We start from the raw sequence: 1374 nt of genomic DNA on the forward strand, positions 1-1374 counted from the left end.
CGAGAGTGTCAGATTTTTTGTGTGCGGGCCGGTAATGGCCTGCCGTCAGGCAGGCCTTCATTTCACCAGTTCGGCCTGATGAATCGGTCTCCATATAAAACCGCAAACTGATTCATGGCGCTTTTCCAGTCATGGGCGGCGCTGCCCCAGTTGGCGGTGATGTTTTTCAGCGCCAGCCAGATCAGTTTTGTCGCCGCCTCATCGGTTGGAAAGTGGCCTCTTGTCTTGATGATCTTGCGTAACTGCGAATTGATGCTTTCGATCGCGTTGGTGGTGTAGATCACTTTGCGTATCGCGGGTGGGAACACGAAAAATGGGATAACCCGCTCCCAGGCGCGTCTCCAAGCCGCCGCTATCGTCGGATACTGCTTGCCCCACGGCCCCGCTTCGAAGGCGTCCAGAGCCTGTTCGGCGACATCGGCATTGAGAGCTTGATAAATCGGCTTAAGGGCCTTGGCCAGTTCACGGCGCTTGTCCCACGCCGCGTAATCAAGGCTGTTGCGGATCAAATGGACGATGCATGTCTGCAGCGTTGTCTCTGGAAACACCGCACTCAAAGCCTCCGGCATACCTTTGAGCCCGTCAGTTACCGCGATCAGCACGTCTTCGACGCCCCGGGTTTTGAGGTCATTGAAGACCTTCATCCAGAACTTGGCACCTTCAGTGTTCTCGATCCAGATCCCCAAAATATCTCGGGTCCCATCCGGCAGCACGCCCAGAGCCAAGTAGATGGCCTTATTGCGAACCACGCCTTCGTCACGGATCTTGACCCGCAGAGCATCGAAGAAAATGACCGGATACATGGGCTCAAGCGGGCGTTGCTGCCAGGTACTGACTTCCTCCAGAACCGCATCGGTGACGGAGCTGATGAAGTCATGAGAGACATCTGTGCCGTACTGTTCCGAGAGGAAAGCACGAATCTCGCGAACGCTCATGCCACGGGCATACATGGCGATGATTTTGTCGTCGAAACCCGTGAAACGGCGCTCGTGCTTGGGGATCAGGATCGGGGCGAAACTGCCGTCGCGGTCTCTGGGAATATCCAGACGCAACGGGCCGTCTTCGGTCAGCACGGTCTTGCTGCTTCTGCCATTACGCTGATTACTCGAATCCTCAGGGCGCTCCGCGCCCTGAGGATAACCAAGGTGGTGCCCCATCTCGGCGCCAAGGGCTCGCTCGATCAGCGCTTTCTTAAACGCCATCGCGGCATCCTGAATAGCGTCGGCACTCATCGGGCCGCTGACGAACTGGTCGATCAGCTCTTGGGGAATGGAAGGAAGGTCACGCTGGGCCTCTCGGGCCGGTTTCTTTTTGGTCGGCATACATGCACCTCTGCGACATGTTATGCCCGAACACAAAATTTATGACACTCCC

1 protein-coding gene is annotated in these 1374 nt (G+C 56.6%); it reads right to left on the reverse strand.

Going from position 1 to position 1374, the window contains the following annotated elements:
- Nucleotides 1–62: 62 nt before the first annotated feature.
- Nucleotides 63–1322: an IS256 family transposase gene (locus J1G18_RS27800; RefSeq protein WP_098964685.1), complete on the reverse strand. Its 1260-nt coding sequence runs from the start codon at nucleotides 1320–1322 to the stop codon at nucleotides 63–65.
- Nucleotides 1323–1374: the final 52 nt, after the last annotated feature.

It is taken from the genome of Pseudomonas sp. MIS38 (assembly GCF_019891575.1).
GTDB classification, from domain to species: Bacteria; Pseudomonadota; Gammaproteobacteria; order Pseudomonadales; family Pseudomonadaceae; genus Aquipseudomonas; species Aquipseudomonas putida_A.

What these genes read in the sequence shown, in the direction of transcription:
- J1G18_RS27800 (WP_098964685.1), bottom strand. Translation starts at nt 1,322, where the DNA reads ATGCCGACCAAAAAGAAACCGGCCCGAGAGGCCCAGCGTGACCTTCCT.